Origin of the sequence: Protofrankia sp. Cas3 (assembly GCF_963555955.1) — a bacterium.
GTDB lineage: Bacteria > Actinomycetota > Actinomycetes > Frankiales > Frankiaceae > Protofrankia.
This window is the reverse complement of the sequence record NZ_CAUVXP010000003.1, coordinates 14,830-31,762: the sequence shown is the minus strand read 5'-3', so window position 1 is coordinate 31,762 and position 16,933 is coordinate 14,830. Positions and strand designations below refer to the sequence as shown.

Sequence of the window (16,933 nt, the reverse complement as noted above, 5' to 3'; positions counted from 1 at the left end):
TATGACTCATACGGCTCATATGACTCCACTCGTCCGGAGCCGGGCGATCTCCGGCGCACCGTAGCCGAGCTCGGCGAGGATGACGTCGGTGTCTGCTCCGAGTGCGGGCAGCGGTCCCATCGGAGCCTCCTCACCGGGAAAAGCAACCACCGGGCGCAGTTGGCGGACCGGTCCCACCGGTGAGTCAACCGAGGTCCACCGGTTCCGCGCCGCCAACTGAGGGTGATCGAGCAATCCGCGGACGGTATTGAGGCGAGCATGGGCGATGCCGGCGGCGTCCAGTCGGGCCTCGGTCTCGGTCGTGCTCAGCGCCACGACGGCGTCCGCGACCAGCGCCTCGGTGCGCGCCCGGTTACGCACCCTGGCCTGGTTGGTGGCGAAATCGTCGGCGACAGCCGCCTCCGGCCGGGCCAGCACGTCGGTTGCCAGCCGGGCCCACTCACGATCGTTCTGGACGCCGATCAGCAGACGGTCACCGTCTGCTGTCGTGAACGCCTCGTAGGGCGCGATCGACGGGTGGCCGATGCCCAGCCGTGGCGGTTCGACGCCGGTGTGTTCGACGGTCTGTAGTGAGTACCCCATCCACTCGGCAAGGGCGTCGATCATCGTGATCTCGACAGCGGCGCCGACGCCGGAACGCTCGCGGCGTAGTAACGCCGCCAGTACCGCCTGGACGACGTAGGTTCCCGCGGACACGTCACCCGCGGCGAACCCCGCCTTCGCGGGGTGCTCGTCCGTGCCCGTCGCGGAGATCAGCGCGGTCTCAGCCTGGATGAGCATGTCGTAGGCGCGCTTGTGCGCATAGGGGCCTTGCGCGCCGTAGCCGGAGAGATCAACGGCCACGAGCCTCGGATTCCCCGCAGCCAGCGTGGCCGCGTCGAGGCCCAGCCGGGCCGCAGCGCCCGGCGCCAGGTTCTGTGCCACCACATCCGCACGGCTCACCAGCCGGGTGAGCACCGCGCGGCCTTCGGGAGCCTTGATGTCGACGGTCAGTGACTGTTTTGATCTGTTCAGCCAGGCGAAGTGGGCCGACATCCCACCCCGCACCGCCGCGTCGTAGGCCCGGGCGAAGTCTCCGGACCCCGGCCGTTCGACCTTCACCACCCGGGCGCCGAGGTCAGCCAGATGACGGGTGGCGAACGGCAGGGCCACCGCGTGTTCCAGGCTGACGACGGTTACACCTTGCAGCGGCAGCACGCCCTCACACTATCGGCCGAAGGCGGCGCGATCATGTTTTTCCGCGCCGCCGGAGGCCCGATCGCCGTCCACGACGTCCACGACGTCCACGACGTCCACGACGTCCACGACGTCACCGTCGACAACCTCGTGATGGGCGTGCCCCAGTGCCGGCGGTGGGGCAGCGGCCGGCGGCTGTCGTGGAGTGACCAGCGACGGTGCGTCCTTCTCCATCGGTGGACCGCCGTTAGCGAATACCACTGCCAACCACGGTAGGACGATGGCGATTGCGATGGCGACGAAGCGCGCCCAGTCGCGCAGCGCAACCACGGCAAGGATGAGGCACACGGTGCGGAACAGCATCGAAATCACGTAGCGTCGCTGACGGCGTTGGATCTCCTCCGGGCGCGACAGGGCCGCACGAGTGATCAAAGTGGTGTCGCTGTTCCGCCTGATCCGCACCGACGCACCCCTTACGACTGCTCCCTGCGACCATTCACGTCCCTGTGACCGCTCACGTCCCTGTGACCAACCGATGCGTCCGGCCTCGCAGACCGGCGCCGACGGCGCCGCGAACGGGCGGTCAGACGAAGAGCGCCCGGCACCTCCAAGCCTCCAGGCCTGTTCAGTGTGCGCGCCCGGGCCCCGCATCGCCCGCGAAAGTCCGACTACGAGCGCCCGGCAACGGGGACGCGACGTCGCGGGGCTGGGGCACGCACCTCGCGATCTACCCGCCCCAGCCCCACTTCTTGATCCACGCTGCTCCTGCCAAGCGCTCTGAACGATGTGAATCTGATGCTCCTGCCACAACACCAGATTCACATCGTTCCCACAGAGCGCCCGGCAAAGTATGCCGGGCACCGGGTACCTGCGTGGCCGGGCGTCATGACGGACCCGGTGCCCAGTTGATTCCCGACACCGCGGTGAGGATGACCACGACGCCGATCGGAGGGCTCGTGCGTTGAAACGGGTATCGATCGTCTGTGACGGATGCAACAGGGAGCCACCGGCTTCCGCTGATGTTCGCCTGGGCGGCACCACAGGGGCAATACAGGTAGGAGCACCAAAAAATGATCTCCAGCAAAGGATCCCACCGAAGCGCCCGGCGTCATCTGTCGACCTCGGCGCGTTCCGGGCCTCCTCGCGAGACTCCACCGAAGCCCGCGCCCACCCCGCCTCCGACCTGGCGCCGCTGGCTGCTGCCCATCGGCATCATCATCACCGTGGCCCTGTTGTTCGCCCCGAGCATGTTCGCGAAGCAGGCGACCGCCTACAGCTTCACCCAGCTCACCCAGCAGGTGGACGCCGGTACGGTAAGCAACATCACGATCAACGACAAGGGTGCGGTCACCGGCACTCTCAAGGACGGCACCGGGTTCACCTCGCAGGTCCCCACCGCGCTCGATACCCAGGGAGTCCTCACCCAGCTGCAGGCCAAGAAGGTCGACGTCAAGGCGACCCGCTCCGGCACGTCCTTCCTGTCGATCGTGCTGAGCTTCCTGCCGCTTCTTCTGCTGGTGGCGTTCTTCCTCTGGACCGGCCGGGCGGCGCAACGGTCGCTGGCGGGCGGGCTCGGCGGCATCGGTCGATCCCGAACGAAGATCATCGATGCTGAACGCCCGACCACCCGATTCGCCGACGTGGCCGGCTACGAGGGTGCGAAACAAGAGGTCAGTGAGGTCATCGACTTCCTGCGTAATCCCGAGCGGTACCGGCAGGCCGGGGCGAAGGGCCCAGGTGGGGTGCTCATGGTCGGGCCGCCCGGCACCGGCAAGACGCTGCTCGCCCGGGCGGTCGCCGGTGAGGCCGAGGTGCCCTTCCTGTCGGTGAGTGGCTCCGGGTTCGTCGAGATGTTCGTCGGGGTCGGTGCCTCCCGAGTCCGGGACCTGTTCAACGAGGCACGCAAGCGGGCACCGTCCATCATCTTCATCGATGAGATCGACGCGATCGGGGGCAAGCGAGGCTCAGGGCTCATCGGCGGCGGTCACGATGAACGTGAGCAGACCCTCAACCAGCTCCTCGCCGAGATGGACGGGTTCGACCCGGCCGAGGGCGTGGTCGTCCTCGCCGCGACCAATCGGCCCGAGACCCTCGACCCGGCGCTGCTGCGGCCTGGACGGTTCGACCGGCAGGTCACCGTGCCGCTACCGGCCCAACGGGAACGGGCGGAGATCCTCAAGGTGCACTGTCAGGGCAAGCGGTTCAGCCCGGAGGTGGACCTGACCGTGGTCGCCCGGGCCACCCCCGGCTTCTCCGGCGCGGATCTGGCCAACCTGGTCAACGAGGCCGCGATCCATGCCGTGCGGGAAAGGCGCAGCGTGCTGACCGCGAAGGACTTCGACGCCGCCCGGGACAGGATCATCCTGGGCCGGCGCGACGCCACCAACGTGCTGCTGCCCGAAGAAAAGCAGTCGGTGGCCGTCCACGAGTCCGGGCATGCGCTGGTGGCGGCGCTCTCGCCGCACGCCGACCCGGTGGCGAAGATCACAATCCTGCCGGCAGGGATGGCGCTCGGTGCCACCCAGCAGTTGCCTGAGGACGAACGGCATCTCTATACCGAGAGCTACCTGTATGCCTCGCTCGCCGTGCGCCTCGGCGGGCGGGCCGCGGAGCTGGTCGTCTTCGGCCAGGGTTCGACCGGGGCCGCCAACGACCTGGCCGGCGCCACGACGCTTGCCACCCGGATGGTGCGCGAGTTCGGCCTGTCCCCGGTGCTGGGACCGGTGGGTTACGCCTCGGGCAACCCCCAGTACCTCGGCGGCGAGGAGTTGGTCTCCAGACCGTACTCGGAGGAGACCCAGCGAATCGTCGACTCGGAGGTGGCCAGGCTCCTGCGGGAGGCCGAGGACCACGCCATGACGCTGCTGCGGGCCCACCGCGGCGCGCTGGACGCGCTCACCGGCATCCTGTTGGAACGGGAGACCGTCGACGGCGGCGTGCTCGACGACGTCCTGCGTGACCACGCCCCGGTGTATGCGGACAGCGACGCCGACCGGTCCCCGCAGTCCTCGCAGGTGTCCCGGTCGGCGTCGCTGGGCAAGGAATAATTCCGTTGTGAACGCCGGTACCGGTCCGATCGGGCCCGCTGCTACCGGGGCCCAGCTGCTACCAGGGCCCGGCTGCTACCTGGCCATCGACTGTGAGGGGTCGAAGGCGTCGTAGGCTGATTCGCAGGCGCGACGGACCGCGGCGGACAACGCGCGCAGCGTGGTCGACCGCCGGTCGATCTCCTCGGCGGTGACCGCCGCGCCGTCGTCGCGTGCCGCGAGGTCGATCAGGCTCGCGATCCGCACGGCCTGCGCGAGCAGCGCGTGGGCGGACGGTGGGTAGCCGGGTGCGAGCAGCGGAACCGGTTCGTCGGTGTGGCGTTCACGGAGCACCGAGAGCACCGCGGGGCCGGCCTTCGCCCGGTCGAGGTTGAGCAGCGCGGCGGTTGCGGTCCGGATGGCCTCGTTGAGCTCGTGCTCCGCGGCGCGCAGCGGCGAGGGCGGCGGTGGCAGGTGGGCGCCGGTCGCCGAGTGCCAGTGCACCGACTCCAGACCGCCCTCGACCGCTGGACCGTGCGCTGTCACCGAGGGCACCAGGACCAGCGGCGGAGTGGGGCCGAGCACGACGATCGCCTCGCCGGCGGCGAGGGCTTCCCGGTTGGTGGCCGCCGGCCCCGGCAGACCGCTGACATCGCCGGGCACCGGCAGAACGAGCCGCAGGCGCCGGGTACCGACGGTCCGCAACCAGCCGAGCCCCAACGCAAGTCCCTGGCCGTCAACAGTGTGCGGGGCGTCAGGCCCACCGGAGCCCTCCCGGATCTGGGCGATCGCCTCGTCGGTGCTGACGAGCCCAGCGAGCCACGCATTACCCCATCCGGTGAGTGCCCCCGAGCGAGGCGAGGCAGCTTGGCCGCAAATCACGATGCCTACGTTAGGGAATGATGGCCCTGTCCTGCGACGATCCGGGCCTAGATTGCTGGGCGTCACATGCGGTCGACAGTTGGCAACGAGCTGGTCGTGGCCGAGATGCTCCAGCCGGACGCCGGCGACGACTGCCCGCGCTCGGCCCGGATCCGCTCGGCACGCCGGCGGATGGGCGCGGCCGGACGGGCCAGCAGCCACGGCACGCCCACCTGCGCCATCCAACGGGCGTGCGCAAGCCGGGTGGGCGCCGCGGTCGGCGGTCCCATCTTCGGCAGCGCCAGCAGCGGAATACCGGCTTCGCACAGAGCCTCGGCGAAGGCACGGGCGATGAGCTGGTGGCCGCGAGGTCCCGGATGGACCCGGTCCACGTCGAAGGTCGACAGCTGATAGATATCGGGATGACGCGCCAGGTCGACCACCAGCACACCGGGATCTGCCGCGGCCGCGGCGTCAACGGCCGCGTTGAGCTGCCCGACCCGGGTTGTGAGCAGACGCCGGGCCGGGCCGGGTAGCCGCAGCAGACGTCCCGGGTCGTGCAACCGTGCCATCAGTACCCAGATGCCGTCGGCCCGCAGGTCCCGGACGCCCCACACGAGGTTGTGCCGCAGGCGCAGCGGATCGAATCCCGGGGACATTATGTCGTTCATTCCCGCAATCATGCTCACGATCTGCGGACGCAGCGTGCGGGCGACGGGGATCTGGGAGTCACGGACGTCCTTGGTGGTCGCACCGGTGGTCGCGAGGTTCGCGAACCGCACCTGGTCGGCCGGGGCCAGGGATGCGGCCAGGGCGGCGGCCCAGCCCCGGCCGGCGAGGGCCCGGTCAGCATGTGCCCTGCGGTACCGGCCCATGCTGACACCGTCACCGAGCCCGGCCGTGATGCTGTCACCGAGCGCGACGAAGCAGATCCCGTTCACCGTGACGTCAGGCCGCTCGGGTCGCGCCACCGCGATGGTCACCGGCACCGCGATGGTCATCGGCACCGCCGAACGCGTCATGACCGGACATCGAGGACAGGCCGTGGGCGGCGAGGAAACCGTCGATGGTGACGCTCCACGGGAACCGCTCAGCGCGGGCCCGGGCCACTCGCCGACGGGTGGGCCCGTCGAGGGCGACTAATTCTTCGACGCCGTCCGCGAAGGTCCAGCCGCTGCCCGCCGCGACGATCCCGCTTCCCGGCGTGACGAGCTCCGCCAGAGCGCTGCTGTGATGGACGACCACCGGGGTACCGCTCGCCATGGCCTCCAGCGCAGCCAGGCCGAACGTCTCCACCGGCCCTGGTGCAAGTATGGCGTCCGCAGAGGCGAGCAGGGTGGCCAGACGATCACGATCGGCGACATAGCCGAGGAAGATGACCGGAAGACCGCTCGCGCGCCGGGTGAGGCGCCCCCGGCTCGGACCGTCACCAGCGATCACCAGCCGGCTGGGCACCCCGCGGCGGACGAGCTCCGCCAGCGCGTCCACAGCCGTGTCCCCCCGCTTTTCCGGCGACAGCCGGCCGACGTTCACCAGGAGAACCTCGCTGTCGCGGGCGAACGCCCGGCGCAGCGCACTGTCGTAACGGTCGGGGCGGAAACGCTCGAGATCGACACCCAGAGGGATCTGGCACAGATTCGTTGCGCCGATGCGGACGAACTCGCTCCCGGCCCACGCGGTGGTGGCGACCACCGTGTCGAAGGTTCGCGCGAGCGCGGCATTGGACCGGTCCGCCGCGGAGCGGACCGGCAGCACCCCGCGCAGCGACCGGGGCGTCCACAGGTTCAGCAGCCGGTCGAGGCGTTCGTGGCTGACGACGAGGGACCGGACACCGGCACGGCTGGCCCAGCGACCCAGGGGCCGTAGCGACGCCCGGTCGTGCACCTCGATGCGGTCGGGTGCGGCGGCGTCGAGATGGCGGATGACCCGCCACGGGTCGGTCAGGACCCGGTAGTCCGTGCCGGGCACCAGCGGTGCCCGCATGGTCACCACCCTGGCCTCGGGGGTGTAGCGGACGCTGTCGCATTCCCCGGGCAGGACCTGGATGACCTCATGACCGGCCGCCGTATAGCCGGCGGCGAGATGACGCATTGTCGTGCGGATACCACCGGACCGCGGTGCGACGAAGTTGGCGGCCTGAACGATTTTCACCGGATACTCCCGTCATCGTTATGGTAAGCGCCGTCCCGCCCACTGTCTCGCACATAGCGGTCGACAGCGGCGCGGTGGAGCTGTGCCCGACGAACGAGGACGGTCCGCGAACGCAGAGCGCCGACCCGCGCCTGCGCCACCCCGAAACCGCGGACGTCGTGATAGTGGCCGATGAGCTCGTCCCCGATCGCGCTCCAGCCGCAGCCGGCGACCGAACGCCGGGCGGCGGCGCCCATTGCCACCCGCCGCTCACCGTCGGCGACGAGGGTGGCGACCCGATCGGCCAACGCCGACGGGGAGTCCGGTGTGAAGTGCAGGCCTGTGTGGCCGTCGTCGACCACGTCGAGCAGGCCGCCGGCAGCCGGAGCGACCACCGGGACGCCGCTGGCCTTGGCCTCCTGCGCGGCCTGGCAGAACGTCTCATGGGAACCGGTGTGGACGAACATGTCGAGACTCGCCACGATCGCGGACAACTCCCGGCCGGACTGGAAACCGAGAAAGGTCGCCCGGTGCAGCTGACGTTCCAGAGTCGGCCGCATCGGCCCGTCACCAACGATGACCAGCCGGACCCCGGGGAAATCCTGCACCGCGCTGAGCAGATGCACCCGCTTCTCCCGGGCGAGCCGGCCGACGTATCCGATCAGTAGCTCACCATCAGGGGCGAGCCGGTGGCGCAGGGCGGCGTCCCGATGGCACGGGTTGAACCGCTCCAGGTCGACCCCACGTGCCCACCGGGCGATCCGGTGGACGCCCTGGCTCAGCAGCATGTCGACGGCCGGCCACGACGGCGCGAGCGTCCGCCCGGCCAGCCGGTGGACGGTCGCCACCCATCGCCAGATGGTGCGTTCGGCCTGGCCCAGCCCGTAACGAGCGGCGAAGCCGGCGAAGTCGGTCTGGTAGACGGCGACGCTCGGCAGCCCCAGCCGCCAGGCTGCGAAGGCGGACTGCGCGCCCAGCCCCGCCGGTGCGGCCAGGTGCACGACATCGGGTCGGAATTCCGCCAGAACACCGACCAGCCGGGGCCACGGAGTGGCGACCCGGAAGGTCGGATATCCTGGCATTGGAACAGAGGGTGCACGCAGTACCCGTGCCCCGGCGTAGACGTCGGGGTCGGCAGCTGGTACCTGAGTTCCCGCTGCGGGGGCGATGACGAGCGCTTCGTGCCCGCGATCCTGCAGATGTTCGAGCACACGGCAGACCGAGTTCGTCACCCCGTCCACGTGCGGCAGGAACGACTCTGTGATCACTGCTACGCGCACGACACTAGGCTCCCAAGCGACGGAGATCGCTCGCGGACGTCCGCTCGTCCGCGACGTGAACATTGTGGCACAACTTGATGTTACTGATCGCGGCATAGCGTGAGTAGGCAAATGTTCGCGGAGGCCGAAAACCGTGCGTGGAACAGTCCGGCAAGGCGAGGACGACCCCGGCAAGGGCCGACGCGGCGAGCACCAGCGCGGCGAAGGCCGGCGCGGCGAGCACCAGCTGATCGCGGATCTCGTGGCGGCGCTCGGCGCCGACCACGTCCTGGTCGACCGCGATCTCACCGCCGGTTACGAAACCGACTGGACCGGTGCCTTCACCGGCCGCGCCGCCGCTGTGACCCGCCCCGCGTCGACCGGTGAGGTCGCCGCCGTCCTGCGGGTCTGCGCCGCCCACGGCCGGCCCGTCGTACCGCAGGGCGGCAACACCGGCCTGGTCGGCGGGTCGGTACCGGCCGGAGCCGCCACCGGCGCGGTCGTGCTCAGCCTGCGCCGACTCACCGCGATCGACCCGGTCGACACGGCCGCGGGCCTGGTCACCGCCGCGGCGGGCGCAACCCTCGCCGATGTCCGGACCCACCTACGCACAGCCGGCTACACCATCGGTATCGACCTTGCCGCCCGCGACTCGGCAACCCTGGGTGGGATCGCCGCGACCAACGCCGGCGGCGAGCGGGTACTACGACACGGCATGACCCGCAGCCAGATAGCGGGGTTGGAGGCCGTCCTCGCCGACGGCCGGCTGGTACGGCGGCTGTCGGGTCTACCCAAGGACAACGTCGGCTACGACCTGCCGGCGCTGTTCGTCGGCAGCGAAGGCACCCTGGGCGTCATCACCAGGGTGCAGCTGCGCCTGATCGGGCTGCCCCGCGCGCGGACGGCCGCGCTGATCGCCATGGCGGACCTCACCGCCGCCGTCAATCTCGTCGCCCAGCTTCGGGCCACGGTCGGGTCCCTGGACGCCGTCGAGCTGATGTTCGACGACGGCATCACGCTGGTCTGCGACCACCAGGGTCTGCCGGCACCGTTTCCCGGCCGGACCTCCCCGGGACACAGCACTCCCTACCTGTTGGTGGAATGTGTGGGGCGCACCGATCCGGCCGACGAGCTCGCCGCCGCGATCGAGACCGCCGCGGGTGTACTGCACATCGCCGTCGCCACGACAGCCACGGACCGCCGTCGGCTGTGGGCTTACCGCGACGGCCACGCCGCGGCCGTGAACGCCCTCGGCGTCCCGGTCAAGCTCGACGTGGCCGTCCCCCTCACCCGGATCACCGCCTTCGTCGACGATCTCCCGGCACTCGTCCAAGCTGTGACGCCATCGGCCCGGCTGCACCTGTGGGGTCACCTGGCCGAAGCGAACCTGCACGTCAACATCACCGGACCCGACCGCGACGACAGCCGCAGCCGGGAAACGCTCGCCGGGGCGATCCTCACCCGGGCCGCGGCCGACGGCGGCAGCATTGGCGCCGAACACGGCGTGGGACGCGCCAAAATGCCCTGGATAGGCCTGTCCCGATCACCTGACGAACTCGCCGTGATGACCGCGGTGAAGCATGCCCTGGACCCCGCCGGCCTGCTCAACCCCGGCGTCCTCGTCCCGCCCTACGGCATCGGCCGCGCCGCGGACCCGGCGCTACCCTGAGGACATGACGATCACACCCCACGACGAGGAAGGGACAGACGTCGAACAAACAGCCGGCTCACCCGCCACGATGAAGCACCGCTTCTCCTTCATCGGAATCATGGACGCAGAACCGAACCTGGCCGAGCGTTCCGCCGGCCCCCGGCTATTGTTCGGCGAGGTGGGAAAGCGCGCTGTTCTGATCGCGCCAGGGCAGGTCGTGTGTGGCGAGGCGTTCGAGGGTCGGTAGGTCGATACGTCGTGCTCCGACTGATTCGGTGAGAACGGTGGAGGCCTGGATGTTCGCGGCCACGCCCAGGTAGAGCAACATCGCAGAGGCGAATATTCCGGTGGTCCACCACAGGCTTGCCATTACCGCAAGAGTTCCGATCAGGAAGGTGACGGGGAGCACCAAGCCGATCCGGAGTTCGTATTCCGCCCGATAGCGGTCGTAGGCGGCGTAGATGTCGGCTTCACGGCCCACGATCCGGACGGGGGTACGCAGGAGACCGAGCCGGCATTCTTCCTGGGGGTCAGCGGTGTCGAGCAGCGCGTCGAGGAGACGGGCACGCACCGCCGGGATGGTGCGGGCCTGTTCGATGACGATATCCGGATCCGCCTCGAAGCCCGCGGCGAGGGTGGTGCCGTGTGCGCCGGCGGCAACCTGGACGGCGTGGAGCCGTCGCGCTGTTTCCGCGCGGATGACGCCGTCGGCGAGGAAACGTTCGTCTATGCGCAGGTAGACCAGCGATATGATCGTGGCGCGAACGCGTTGCCATTGGGCGCGAGGCATGAATCGAGGCAGACGGGTGGCGGCGAGGAGATTCCCGAGCCGGTTGATCAGCGGATTGGCGGCAATGGAAACCACGCCGACCAGGTACGCGGCAAAGGTGACCGCTGCCGTGACGGCGGCCGGTGACGCTGGCCGGCCCGTGGCAGGCCGCGCTCGCCGACGGCGTGTGGAAGGCCGGCCATGGCAGCCTCGCGGCCCGACTCCGCCAACCGTCCGGAACCGCCGGGGCGCTCGACGTCGAGATGGCCTTCTACGCCGACCTGTTCGACCCGCCGGACCGGCAGGGCCGGTCGACCGACCGGCCGACCTGAATGACCTCGACCGCCGTGGCGACAGTGAGTCAGTTGAGGCGGGGGCAGAAGTGCCCGGTCGGACCATCCGGACGTCCGCACAGCACGCACGGAGGTCTACCGGCCGCGACGATACTGCGCGCCCGCTCCACGAACGCCTTGGTCTGGTCGAGGGACAGGGAGACCTGGAGGGTGTCGAGCGAGGTCTCGTCATCGGGGCCCCCGGCCGCCACCCCGCCACGAGCCCGGCCCGCGGCCTCGACCAGCACCCGCTTACCGTCCCAGGACACCGTGAGCTTGCCGAGGTGGAAGTCCTCCTCGAAGGGGGCATCCAGCGGCGCAAGGTCAACGAAGACATCCCGGGCCTCAGGTACGGCCACGCCCCCGGTGCGGCTAAGCTGACCGAGGAGCGTTGTCAGCCCTTCGGTGAGCGCGTTGACCTCGATCTTCTCCAGACCGACGGTGACAACCTGTCCTTGCGCGCTGGCCTGAAGGTAGAAGTCACGTTCGCCGGGCTGACCGACGGTTCCGACCACGAAACGGTCTGGCGAGTCGAACACGTGCCGCTGCTGCTGGTACACCTCGTCCCTCCCTAGACTCCCCTACGGCCTCCGGCTGCGCGAAAAACCACGATCGCGCACCCTTTGGCCCCGGACTCCCCTACGGCCTCCGGCTGCGCGAAAAACCACGATCGCGCACCCCTTGGCCCCGGACTCCCCTACGGCCTCTTGCCCACGCCTGCGTTCCTACGTCAGTCAACGTCGTATCCCCCGGGGTTCCTCCCTGGCAACGTCAGTGATGTCCAGACTGGCGGTGGCGTTGCGGGTAGGCTCCTCATCCGCCGGGGTGCCGGCAGCGGCCGGACGGCGAGCCCGCCCGGCGCAACACCACAGCGGACACACGTCGTGGCTCGGCCCCAACTCACTGAGTGCCCGTCGCGGCACGTCGCCGTGCCTGCGCTCGTCCAGCAGTTCGCGGACCATCGCAACAAAACGGCGGTCGGTCCCCACCGTTGCCGCCCGGCGAAACGTCAGACCTGCTGTACCGGCCCGCGCGGCCGCCTCCACATCGAGATCGTAAACGACCTCCATGTGGTCACTGACAAAACCAATCGGTACCACCACAACCGCGGTCATGGTATCAGTGGCGCCGAGCGCCGCGAGATGGTCACCGATGTCCGGGACGAGCCAGGGGACGTCCGGCGGCCCGCTGCGGCTGACATAGGCGAGGTCGTAACGGTGGCGGCGCCCGGTCCGGGATGCGACCCGGTCGGCGACCGCACGGGCCGCGGCCGCGAACTGCCGGGGGTAGGCGTCACCGCCCAGGCCGCTGGTTTCGGCCTGCGCAGTGGGAATCGAGTGGGCGACGAAGACCAATCGCGTGCTGTCCGACGAGGACGCCGGAACCGTTGCCAACGCGTCGACCACATGGTCGACCATGGGCAGGACAAAGCCGGGATGGTCGAAGTAGTGCCTCAGTTTGATCAGTTCCGGTACGCCGGGACCGACCGTGGCCCGCGCGTCCGCGAGATTTTCGCGGTACTGGCGGCAACCGGAATAGGAGGCGAAGGCGGACGTGACAAAGCAGGCCGCCCGCCCGATGCCGTCGCGGCGCATCTCCGCGAGGGCGTCGGCGAGAAACGGCGACCAGTTGCGGTTGCCCCAGTACACCGGCAACGGTGCGAGTTCGGCTTTCAGCGCGGCCAGTAAGGCGCGGTTCTGGTCGTTGATCGGGCTGCGGCCGCCGAAGCGGTGATAGTGCTCGGCAACCTCGCCCAACCGTTGATCCGGGATGCCGCGCCCGCGGGTGACGGTGCGCAGGAACGGCATGACGTCCTCAGGCGCCTGCGGGCCGCCAAAGGAGACCAGCAGCAACGCGTCGACCCCGACCGGAGCAGCCGGCCCAGGGCCGGTTCCGATATGATCAGCTGTAGTCCTCCTGGCGCCCGACACGCCTCGATCGTCCCCCGCGCACGGTGCGCACCGCATCCCGGGGGGTCGGCTGTAGGCGCTGACGACCCTCCTAATGCCCCATTCCGAGCCCGCCGTCGACCGGGATCAGCGCCCCGGTGATGTAGGACGCCGCCGGCGAGGCCAGGAACGCCACGAGTGCGGCCACATCCTCAGGCTCACCCATGCGCCGGGCCGGCACCTGAGAGACGAGGTTGTCGCGCTGGGCGTCGGTGAGTGCGTCGGTCATGTCCGTGCGGATCGGGCCGGGCGCCACGATGTTCGCGGTGATGCCGCGCGGTGCGAGCTCACGGGCCAGCGAACGGGCCAAGCCGATCAGGCCGGCCTTGGACGCGGCATAGTTCGCCTGCCCGGCGGCACCGCTGGTCGCCGACACCGACGAAATGAAGATCAGACGTCCGCGCCGCATCCGCAGCATCGGCCGGGCGGCCCGTTTGGCCACCCGATACGCGCCGAGCAGGTTGGTGTCGACGACCTCCTGGAACACGTCCTCGCTCATGGTCAACAGGAGGGTGTCCCGGGTGATCCCGGCGTTGGACACCAGCACCTCCACCGGCCCGAGCTCGGCTTCGACTGCGGCGAACGCCTTGTCGACCCCCTCCGTGCTGGTGACGTCGAGCCGGACACCGAACATCCCGTCGGGGGCGCCTCCCCCACGGCTCGCCACGGCCACCCGGTCGCCCGCCGCGGCCAGCGCCGCCGCACACGCGGCGCCGATCCCTCGATTACCCCCAGTTACAAGTGCCACACGCCCCTGAGCCTCCGCCATAGGTCGGATGGTAACCGTCAGATGGCGCAACCAGTGGTCTCACCGTCCGCGACACACCGAACCCCCGCCATGATGGCTGCTTCGCGAGACGATGCGGCAGTGCGCCTGACCATCAAAGTTCGCCCCGGATCGGCCCGGACCTCGGTCGGCGGTTTCCAGGAACTCGCGACCGCTGGTGAGCCCGTCGACGCCGGTGGCGGGCTGGCGCTGATCGTCCACGTCACCGTCCCCGCTGTGGACGGCCGGGCAACCGAAGCTGCGCTGCGGGCGCTCGCGACCGCCTTTGGTGTACGCCGCCGCGAGGTCGTGCTGGTCACAGGCGCCACAAACCGCATGAAGATCGTCGAAATCGGCGGGCTACCCGAGCCCGAACTACGCGGCCGACTCGCCGAGCTCGGCGTCGGGCCCGACAGGCCGCCGGACCGACCAGGCGCATCAGTCCGCACGCGCACCAGTTCCCGAAAGGATCAGTCCCCGAGGTAGGGCTGAGCAAGCATCGCACCCATCCCGCCATCGACCGGCAACGCGATACCGGTGACACACGCCGAGGCGTCCGATGCCAACCAGAGCACCGCTTCGGCGACGTCATGCGCGGTCACCGTACGGCCGAGCGGGATCTGCCGCTCGTAGGCGGCGAGTCGCTCCTCGCCTCCGACCCGCGAGGTGAACCTCGCGCTTGCGACGGATCCCGGTACGACGGCGTTCACCCGGATCCCCTTCGGCCCGTACTCGACGGCGGCCGAACGGACCAGCTGCAGGAGCCCCGCCTTGGCGGACCCGTACGGGGCGACGCCGGGAACGGCAGCCAGACCCGCGGTGGATGCCGTGCAGATGATCGAACCCCGGCCGGCGGGAACCATGGCCCGCAGCGCCGCACGCAAAAAGAAGAAGCTGGCGCCGAGGTTGAGCGCGAGGTCCGCCTGCCAACCGTCGTCCTCGATGGATACCAGCGGCCCCTGAGCCAGCCCGGCGCCGGCGTTACTGTGCAGGATGTCGAGCCGTCCCCAGGTAGCCACGACATCGGCGACGAGCTGGTCGACAAACGCCGACAGGGTGACGTCACCGGCGTACTCCTCGGCGCTACCGCCCTCGGAACTCACCTGAGCGACCGTTTCCTTCGCCCGCTCGGGCACAAGATCATTGACCACCACATGAGCGCCGTGGGCGGCGAGCAGGCGCGCGGTCGCCCGTCCGATACCCGATCCGGCGCCGGTGACGATCGCTAAGCGGTTGTCCAGACTGCCGGTCAAGCAGTCCACCTCCGAATGGTCGACGCATCATCAAGCAGGCAGATAAGTTAAATCTAACAAAACAAACTCGACATGGAATGGAGAACGGCGATGGCGGGGACGCTCGTCGGCCGCAAGGCCCTGATCACCGGCGCCGGGCAGGGGGTCGGCCGTGGCATCGCCCTGGCCGTCGCCGCGCAGGGCGCGGCTGTCGCCCTCGTCGGGCGGACCGAGTCGAAACTGATCGAGGTCGCCAAGGAGGTCCATGAGCTCGGCGGCCGGGCGCTGACCATCCCCGCCGACGTGACCCGGCCGCAGGACATCGCCAGGAGCGTGACCGCGACGGTCGAGGGGCTCGGCGGTCTGGACATTCTCGTCAACAACGCCCAGCAGACCGCACTCGGCTCCATCCTCGACGTCGAGGAGTCCGTTCTCCAGGCATGCTGGGAATCCGGGACGCTCGCCGCCTTCCGGCTGATGCGCGCGTCCTACCCGTATCTGCGTAACGGCGGCGTTGTGATCAACCTGGGCAGCTCGACCTCGGTGAATCCGATGCCGGTCGGCCGGGGTGTCTACGCGTCGGTCAAGGCCGCGACCCAGACGCTAGGCCGGGTGGCGGCCGCGGAGTGGGGCAAGGACGGAATCCGGGTTCTGACCGTGCTGCCCGCGTCCACCAGCCCCGCCGCGGATGCGTGGGCGCAGGCACAACCCGAGGAGTACGCCCGGAGTCTGAGCAACATCCCGCTGGGCCGGCTGGGCGACCCGCGCCACGACATCGGCGACGTGGTCGCATTTCTGTGCAGCGACGCCGCCAGCTACATGACCGGTACGACGATCGCGCTCGACGGCGGCCAGGCGTTCCTGCGCTGACCGAGCCCGCGTCCCGCCAGCCGGGTCGTCCGCCAGCCGGGTCCCGGCGGACGACCACCGCGATGCCGCACGTACCGATCACGTATGGATCCGCCTACGGATCACGTGCCGATCACGTGCCGATCGCGTGCACACCGCCGTCCACATGAATGATCTCTCCGGTGGTGGCGGGGAACCAGTCCGACAGCAGCGCCACGCAGGCCTGGGCCGCGGGGCCGGTGTCAAGGATGTTCCAGCCGAGCGGCGCGCGCTCGTCCCAGACAGCCTCGAACCGCTCGAAGCCGGGGATGCTCTTGGCTGCCATCGTGCGCAGCGGCCCCGCCGCTACCAGGTTGACCCGGACGCCCCGAGGTCCGAGATCACGGGCGAGATAGCGGGTCGCGGACTCCAGCCCGGCCTTGGCCACACCCATCCAGTCATAGGACGGCCATGCCACCGCCGCGTCGAAGTCCAGCCCGACGACCGAGACCCGCTCGCCGAACAACGGCAGGGTCGCCCGGCACAGCGCGGCCAACGACCAGGTCGAGACCTGCACCGCGGTGGCGACCTCGGCCCACGGTGCCTCCACGAACGGCTTGCCGCCCAGCACGGATTCGGGCGCGAAACCGATCGCGTGCAGGACACCGTCCAACCCATCGGTGTGCTCAAGGATCCGGTCGGACAACGCGCTCAGGTGCTCTTCGTCGGTCACGTCCAGCTCGATGACGGGAGCCTCGTCGGGGAGCCGCTTGGCGATCCGACGGGTCAGCGACAGCCCGCGACCAAATCCGGTCAGCACCACCGTCGCGCCCTGTTCCTGAGCGATCCGGGCGACCCCGAACGCGATGGACGCGTCGGTCAGGACGCCGGTGACGAGGATGCGCTTGCCTGCAAGGAGTCCACTCACAGGCGGCATCCTGCCAAACATCACCA

The 16,933-nt window shown here is 69.7% G+C and carries 17 protein-coding genes; 5 read left to right on the top strand and 12 right to left on the bottom strand.

The features are described from left to right. Nucleotides 1–15 precede the first annotated feature (15 nt). On the bottom strand, nucleotides 16–1,197 hold the full coding sequence (locus U9983_RS01195) for a CaiB/BaiF CoA-transferase family protein (protein WP_322752244.1): 1,182 nt from the start codon (nucleotides 1,195–1,197) through the stop codon (nucleotides 16–18). A 9-nt stretch (nucleotides 1,198–1,206) separates the two neighbouring features. Further along, nucleotides 1,207–1,638, bottom strand: coding sequence for a DUF3099 domain-containing protein (locus U9983_RS01190; RefSeq protein ID WP_322752243.1), 432 nt, complete (start codon nucleotides 1,636–1,638; stop codon nucleotides 1,207–1,209). A gap of 608 nt (nucleotides 1,639–2,246) precedes the next feature. Here U9983_RS01190 and ftsH point away from each other — a divergent pair. Further along, nucleotides 2,247–4,223 (top strand): ATP-dependent zinc metalloprotease FtsH, encoded by a 1,977-nt coding sequence (gene ftsH, locus U9983_RS01185; RefSeq protein WP_322752242.1) that lies wholly within the window; start codon nucleotides 2,247–2,249, stop codon nucleotides 4,221–4,223. A gap of 75 nt (nucleotides 4,224–4,298) precedes the next feature. On the opposite strand, the gene U9983_RS01180 is transcribed toward ftsH, so the two are convergent. The 4 genes from U9983_RS01180 to U9983_RS01165 all read right to left on the bottom strand — a co-directional run bounded on the left by U9983_RS01180 (nucleotide 4,299) and on the right by U9983_RS01165 (nucleotide 8,473). Further along, complete coding sequence (locus U9983_RS01180) at nucleotides 4,299–5,084, bottom strand: hypothetical protein (RefSeq protein WP_322752241.1); 786 nt, start codon at nucleotides 5,082–5,084, stop codon at nucleotides 4,299–4,301. A 62-nt stretch (nucleotides 5,085–5,146) separates the two neighbouring features. Then, nucleotides 5,147–6,064, bottom strand: a complete 918-nt coding sequence (locus tag U9983_RS01175) for an SGNH/GDSL hydrolase family protein (RefSeq protein WP_322752240.1) — start codon at nucleotides 6,062–6,064, stop codon at nucleotides 5,147–5,149. Continuing rightward, nucleotides 6,012–7,214, bottom strand: a complete 1,203-nt coding sequence (locus U9983_RS01170; RefSeq protein WP_322752239.1) for a glycosyltransferase — start codon at nucleotides 7,212–7,214, stop codon at nucleotides 6,012–6,014. The genes U9983_RS01175 and U9983_RS01170 overlap by 53 nt, the downstream gene beginning before the upstream one ends. Then, nucleotides 7,211–8,473 (bottom strand): glycosyltransferase family 4 protein, encoded by a 1,263-nt coding sequence (locus U9983_RS01165; protein ID WP_416211240.1) that lies wholly within the window; start codon nucleotides 8,471–8,473, stop codon nucleotides 7,211–7,213. The genes U9983_RS01170 and U9983_RS01165 overlap by 4 nt, the downstream gene beginning before the upstream one ends. 133 nt (nucleotides 8,474–8,606) lie before the next feature. Between U9983_RS01165 and U9983_RS01160 the strand changes: the two genes are divergently transcribed. Beyond that, the gene (locus U9983_RS01160; protein WP_322752237.1) at nucleotides 8,607–10,121 is read left to right on the top strand and encodes an FAD-binding oxidoreductase; all 1,515 of its coding nucleotides are present in this window, start codon (nucleotides 8,607–8,609) and stop codon (nucleotides 10,119–10,121) included. Between the two features lie 145 nt (nucleotides 10,122–10,266). On the opposite strand, the gene U9983_RS01155 is transcribed toward U9983_RS01160, so the two are convergent. Next, on the bottom strand, nucleotides 10,267–10,968 hold the full coding sequence (locus U9983_RS01155) for a hypothetical protein (protein WP_322752236.1): 702 nt from the start codon (nucleotides 10,966–10,968) through the stop codon (nucleotides 10,267–10,269). Nucleotides 10,969–11,015: 47 nt separating this feature from the next. On the opposite strand from U9983_RS01155, the gene U9983_RS01150 reads away from it, so the two are divergent. Continuing rightward, the gene (locus tag U9983_RS01150) at nucleotides 11,016–11,204 is read left to right on the top strand and encodes a hypothetical protein (RefSeq protein WP_322752235.1); all 189 of its coding nucleotides are present in this window, start codon (nucleotides 11,016–11,018) and stop codon (nucleotides 11,202–11,204) included. A gap of 29 nt (nucleotides 11,205–11,233) precedes the next feature. On the opposite strand, the gene U9983_RS01145 is transcribed toward U9983_RS01150, so the two are convergent. From U9983_RS01145 to fabG, 3 genes are all read right to left on the bottom strand, one after another. Next, nucleotides 11,234–11,764 carry a DUF3090 family protein gene (locus U9983_RS01145; protein WP_322749940.1) on the bottom strand — a complete coding sequence of 177 codons (531 nt, stop codon included), beginning with the start codon at nucleotides 11,762–11,764 and terminating at the stop codon, nucleotides 11,234–11,236. A 174-nt stretch (nucleotides 11,765–11,938) separates the two neighbouring features. Next, nucleotides 11,939–13,135 carry a ferrochelatase gene (locus tag U9983_RS01140; protein ID WP_416211239.1) on the bottom strand — a complete coding sequence of 399 codons (1,197 nt, stop codon included), beginning with the start codon at nucleotides 13,133–13,135 and terminating at the stop codon, nucleotides 11,939–11,941. Nucleotides 13,136–13,205: 70 nt separating this feature from the next. Continuing rightward, complete coding sequence (gene fabG, locus U9983_RS01135) at nucleotides 13,206–13,922, bottom strand: 3-oxoacyl-ACP reductase FabG (protein ID WP_322752234.1); 717 nt, start codon at nucleotides 13,920–13,922, stop codon at nucleotides 13,206–13,208. A gap of 99 nt (nucleotides 13,923–14,021) precedes the next feature. Here fabG and U9983_RS01130 point away from each other — a divergent pair, with 99 nt between their 5' ends. After that, entirely contained in the window at nucleotides 14,022–14,405 is a 384-nt protein-coding gene (locus U9983_RS01130; RefSeq protein WP_322752233.1) for a DUF167 domain-containing protein, read from the top strand. Here U9983_RS01130 and U9983_RS01125 read toward each other — a convergent pair. Beyond that, nucleotides 14,390–15,172 carry an SDR family NAD(P)-dependent oxidoreductase gene (locus tag U9983_RS01125; RefSeq protein WP_322749937.1) on the bottom strand — a complete coding sequence of 261 codons (783 nt, stop codon included), beginning with the start codon at nucleotides 15,170–15,172 and terminating at the stop codon, nucleotides 14,390–14,392. The genes U9983_RS01130 and U9983_RS01125 overlap by 16 nt on opposite strands. Nucleotides 15,173–15,262: 90 nt before the next feature. On the opposite strand from U9983_RS01125, the gene U9983_RS01120 reads away from it, so the two are divergent. Continuing rightward, a complete protein-coding gene (locus U9983_RS01120) occupies nucleotides 15,263–16,021 on the top strand; it encodes an SDR family NAD(P)-dependent oxidoreductase (protein ID WP_322752232.1) in 759 nt (252 codons plus the stop codon). 112 nt (nucleotides 16,022–16,133) lie between these two features. Here the strand turns inward: U9983_RS01120 and fabI are convergent, their stop codons facing one another. Beyond that, nucleotides 16,134–16,907 (bottom strand): enoyl-ACP reductase FabI, encoded by a 774-nt coding sequence (gene fabI, locus U9983_RS01115; protein WP_416211238.1) that lies wholly within the window; start codon nucleotides 16,905–16,907, stop codon nucleotides 16,134–16,136. Nucleotides 16,908–16,933 lie beyond the last annotated feature (26 nt).